At 36.4% G+C, this 4,897-nt stretch carries 6 protein-coding genes; all 6 read right to left on the reverse strand.

Annotated features, from left to right (window positions below; genetic code table 11):
- The coding region (locus tag V7K69_RS11170) for a TniQ family protein (RefSeq protein WP_335034242.1) at positions 1 to 368 on the reverse strand (368 nt) is incomplete at its 3' end.
- Positions 369 to 375: 7 nt separating this feature from the next.
- Positions 376 to 711 carry a hypothetical protein gene (locus tag V7K69_RS11175; protein WP_335034245.1) on the reverse strand — a complete coding sequence of 112 codons (336 nt, stop codon included), beginning with the start codon at positions 709 to 711 and terminating at the stop codon, positions 376 to 378.
- Positions 689 to 946, reverse strand: coding sequence for a TniB family NTP-binding protein (locus V7K69_RS11180; protein ID WP_335034248.1), 258 nt, complete (start codon positions 944 to 946; stop codon positions 689 to 691). Before V7K69_RS11180 ends, V7K69_RS11175 begins: the two co-directional genes overlap by 23 nt.
- Positions 930 to 3,179 carry a Mu transposase C-terminal domain-containing protein gene (locus V7K69_RS11185; RefSeq protein ID WP_335034251.1) on the reverse strand — a complete coding sequence of 750 codons (2,250 nt, stop codon included), beginning with the start codon at positions 3,177 to 3,179 and terminating at the stop codon, positions 930 to 932. Before V7K69_RS11185 ends, V7K69_RS11180 begins: the two co-directional genes overlap by 17 nt.
- Complete coding sequence (locus V7K69_RS11190) at positions 3,172 to 3,759, reverse strand: TnsA endonuclease N-terminal domain-containing protein (protein ID WP_335034257.1); 588 nt, start codon at positions 3,757 to 3,759, stop codon at positions 3,172 to 3,174. Before V7K69_RS11190 ends, V7K69_RS11185 begins: the two co-directional genes overlap by 8 nt.
- 336 nt (positions 3,760 to 4,095) lie before the next feature.
- Positions 4,096 to 4,302 carry a hypothetical protein gene (locus tag V7K69_RS11195; protein ID WP_335034254.1) on the reverse strand — a complete coding sequence of 69 codons (207 nt, stop codon included), beginning with the start codon at positions 4,300 to 4,302 and terminating at the stop codon, positions 4,096 to 4,098.
- Between the last annotated feature and the right edge of the window lie 595 nt (positions 4,303 to 4,897).

Raw genomic sequence — 4,897 nt, forward strand, 5'->3', positions numbered from 1 at the left:
CAAGCTGTGACTAGATCCCAATCCCAAATTTTGCGGCAATAAGCAGATTCAGTTAAACAATGTGGGCATAGTTTTTTAGCATACTTATAAATAGCATATTGCTGAGAATTAACATCTCCAACTAATTGATTAGGAAGAGAAGCCATTACCTTGAGCTGTTCATCGCTCACCTGAATAACCTGACTCAAAGTTGAAGGCTCATAAAGACTGTTAGTGAGAGGAATTCTGCAATTAATATGTAAACCTGCTAGCTGCAAAATCCACTTAGGTGAAGAGTAATAATTACTTTCATTTAATCGAATTAGATAACCAGCTAGACTTTCATCTTCATAGGGAGTTGGAGTTCGTAGCAGCACTAGATTATGCATTTATTCTTCAAGAATTCCTTAATATTTGAGAGGCTCTTAAGTCTTTATATTTAGATTTTAGGCGTTTATTAGTCCCGCCAACTTCTAAGTCTAGAGTTGCAGAGTGAAGTGGCTGAATCTCAAATTTATCAGTGAGAAAAGGATTATTTTTTTCAGGTTTATCAGCTTGAACAAACTTTTCAAAAGCTGCTGCTAAAATATTTAAATCAAGTTTTTCTTGATTTTTATTAAGAGTTAAATAAGTGCCATACCGAACTAGCTTCATCACATGAGCCATGATTCCATCTGATGCATAGTAAAGCCTTCTTGCTGTATATACCTCAGATAAATTGGAGGTTAGCATAAGCTTTGTAGATTGTAGTTTTTCCTACTCCTGTTTGACCGCTAAGAAACATACATTCTGGCTCAGACTTACCTAAAGAAAAATGGTGACAGTACTCTATAGCTGCTAAGACTTCTTGAAGTCGAGGGTAAAGAACATAAATATTATTAATAATTTGGAGCTTCTCGGCCAAACTAATTTTCAAGATATCTTGGCTACTTGCATCGTCGCTAATTTCCTTATTTGGGTAAACCAATACTCACCTCCCAACCAGTTAAATCTGGCTCCCAATTATCAATTTCAATCACAGATTCTTCAGAAGGAAAAATATTCTCTATCTCTTGAGGATTAACGGATGTTTTATTTTTCTGGCGTTTGGGAGTTTTGAGAATTTTATTATCAGAATTGTTTAGTAATTCTTGATTATGAGTTTTGAGTTCAGTTTGTTGATTATCTAATAAGTTTATTAAGGAATTATCAGGATTGCCTAAGTCAGATATTCCTGCAATTTCACTACTTTGGTTAAATAAATTTGATAATTCTTGCTCGGTCTTTATCTGATTATTTCGGCTTGGGCTGTAATGGTTTTCATTGTTAAATGTAACTTCATCTACTTTTAAGTCATCACGTCCAATCCCTAGCCATCTAGCCATCGATTTACGCGTTTTACCTTTAGAAGACTTTTGCCATTCACGCTCCACAATTTCTTGAATCTTCTGTTTAGCTAAAGCCAAAGCTATAATATCAACTCTTTTTGACTCAATAGCTGCTAGGTTTTTAATAACTTTGTGTTGCCAAAGAGTCAGACCCTGAGTGTATTCCTGATTCATCGCTGGTACAACGATAAACTGATGGCTATTGGGGTCAAGGACATAGATTGTTGATAAATTTGTGGGGTCATACTTAATAGTGGCTTTTTCTCTTTCTCTCAAGCCACCTTGCCTTCTGTTGTCTTCTTTTTCATAATTAGAGCGTAGTCTAGCCAATTCATAACTGTTATAATAAAGCCCATAAAGCTCTACACCTCTTCTAGTAATAACTCGCTTTTCTACGGCTCCGACTAATACTCTTAAATCCTGGAGATTTAGAGGTAATGTGGGCGGATATTCAGCTATTCCTTTTGACCATATTTCGGCTCTTGGCGTACAAAATTGAGAATGATACTTCTGATTATGAATGTCTACAATAAAGATATGAATCATCTCTTGTAGAGCTTCAAGAGAAACCACAGCATTCTTTTTTGGGTCATAATCATACTGATTTGTAAATTCCTGAAATAATGCCCCTGGTTGTCCCTGCAATAGCTGGGTATTATAACTACTAAACGTCCTTTCTACGCTACTTTTATACCAAGGCATATAAGGAGGTGTATATTGGATGCTTATCCCTAATTGTTGACAAGCATCTTGAAAGTGTTGGCTATAAAATTCTTTTCCATTATCAACGACAATAATTTCCATTATTCCATAGGCATTCCAGTCTTTTGTGACCGAAGGAAATTTATTTTTTACATAATCTTTTGGGTGAATTGTATGGAGTAAACACTGCATAACAGAAAGCGAACTGAAAGGCTCAAAGCTCAGGTAATAGCCAACAATAACTCCTGAATATTTATCAACAGCACTGGTTAAAGAGGGTGTGCCAATGGGCATTCTTGTATCTGTATCAACAACAAAGAAAGGCAAAAGTGTATGGTCAATTTCAACTCTTTCTAAAGGACGAGAGGGTCGCGGTCCTTCTTGAACGGGGTCATACATTAAACTGGCAGTTCTCTTTCCATAACGACCAACTATTTTTTCAATCGTGTCTAATTGTTGAATTTGGCGGTAAATGGTGGAGCGATGAGGAATAGAGAGAGTGGCTTGCCTGTTTGATTTCCTTAAATTATTTTCTGCCAGAATCCGACAAATTACGACATCATAGATACTGGCAATATTAGGACGTTCAGGAGTTAGATATACTTCGTTAATAACTTCTTTTATTAATTGATATACTTCTGGGGCTATTTTGGGCTTAAAGTTACCTTTTGCTTGATGTTGAGGAATTAATGAGCGAATATTCCCACCACTATGGCGATATTCTTTTACCCATCGATAAAGAGTAATATATGAAGGGGGATGTTTATCTTCAATTTTTTCGGCAACTTGCTGGATAACTGGTGTCAGGGAAGCAGAAGTATATGTTGATATTTTTTGTTCTAAAACTGTTAAAACATATTTTTCTTTGCGTTGAGCTTCCGCTTTCAGATGTTCAGGAATTTCCGAAAAATCTACTGCTTGCCAGGAATTAACAGTTTCAGTTTCGTCCGAATTTTGAAAAGTTAACTGACCAGTGAAGAAGTATTGGACTAATTCTTTTTCACTTAGCGAATTAATTTGACTAGTGGATTTTTCAAGTAACTTAAATTGGTTGCCTGTTTTCTCTTGGATAATATACTCACGATTATGCAGCCACAAGTGAATTCCTTCTTGGAATCTGACTCTAATCATTTTCCTTGCCTCCCCGCGAGATAGGCTGTGAGGATAAATAAATAGGACTATTATCCTTTAGTTTAACCAATAAATCAGTTTTTAAAAATCCCCCAAAAATTAATTTTAATAAAATGGGTTTATCAATCCCTTGAGGCTGTAGATCCTTTATAGCTGTCGCTAGAGTAATTGCTGATTTTGAATAAAAATATTGATGACAAATAATCAGGTGTTGAAGTGTTAAAAGGATATTGGCATATCGATAGAGAAGTTTAACGTTATTTAACAGAGAGCCTCTACTCATCATTTCATCAGTGATCATGGCAAATTCCCACCCACGAGACTTCAAAGTAGAAGCTATTACTGGAAATTTTTTGACATTTTTTTCATCATCAAGCCAAGTTGCTGGCTTAATTTCTACAATTTGTTGTTTTGACTGCCTTTGCACTAAAAAATCCGGGGTGTACCGCCGTACTTTGTCATCTAAAATGTAAGAAATTTTGAAGGGTTGAGTTTTGTAGGAGACGACATCTGGGTCAATTTCCAGAAGATACATATAATTTCTTTCATTCAGAGATTCGTACCAAACCAAAGAGCGCATCTTGAAGCTGAAGAATCTACCTATGTTTTTCTTCGTGCCTGTATTGGTAATTTTTCTTGCCAAGCTAGTCAAGTTGCGTTCCTAGTGGATTTTCAGTATCCCTGATGTTGAATGTTCCTAATTTCACATAAAGTCCAGTTAATTTCTGTGATTAGTTACACCATTTCACTTTATGTGCGAATTCGCTAGCGGCCTCAAACGCTTACCCCACAATCGATTTCACTTTATGCGCGAATCTCGGTGCCTGGAACCCCTATAACTTCGTTGTTCACATTTCATCTTATCTGCGAACCCACACCCACAGTTTTGTCACTTAAAGGATAATGTGGCCGTTTTTCAAGCATAAAGTGGCCGCAAAACAGAATCTATGATAGAAGCGGATTTGAGAGAATTGAATGCGATCGCTGTAAAATATGGTGAAAGTAGGGCAACGCAAAAATAAGCATTCCAGGCTTTTAAAGCGGCCACTTTATGGGTTCTTGGCAACTTTTGGTGATCTTGGTTGGGGTAAGGCAGACGGCAGAGGGCAAGAACAAATCGCACTTACACGTATCTCGGCTCAATACCGTCAGGGCCTACGGTGTACACACAAGTCGAGAAATCCTACCTGAAACTTAATTTATCCCCCTAGCTCTAAAATTAGGGGGATAAATTAAGTTTCATGTCGCCGAAAATTTGGATATTTATGGGGAATTAAAGAGTTGAAATCCTTGCTGCCTATATTTGTGTGTACACGGTAGCCTTTGAGGAGAGAGGTCAGACTGCATTGCATCCAAATGAAAACTGGTATAACTTTCATCTTCTTACTTCTCTCGCCTTTTTTGCTAATTCAGATTAGGCGTGATTTTATATTTTTTAACCTTGACTACTTCCGTAAATCTGCTATTAATACTAATATCCATTTTTACTCAGTTCTATATACTTATAAGTTTTTATACATAGTTTAGCCTAGCGGCTATGCACATTAGTATCCCAAGTTCCATGTAGCTTGTGCTTTACGTGGGCTGAAGATGAGTCAACTCTAATTGTTCAAGTTATTTTTACATTAGACTTATCCTTAATATAAATAGCATGAGATAATAAAAAATTGCAGTAGCAATTATGTGGAAAGAATATGACAAGTCCTTTGGCAAGAATT

The sequence above is a fragment of the Nostoc sp. genome (assembly GCF_036917775.1).
Lineage (GTDB): Bacteria > Cyanobacteriota > Cyanobacteriia > Cyanobacteriales > Nostocaceae > Nostoc.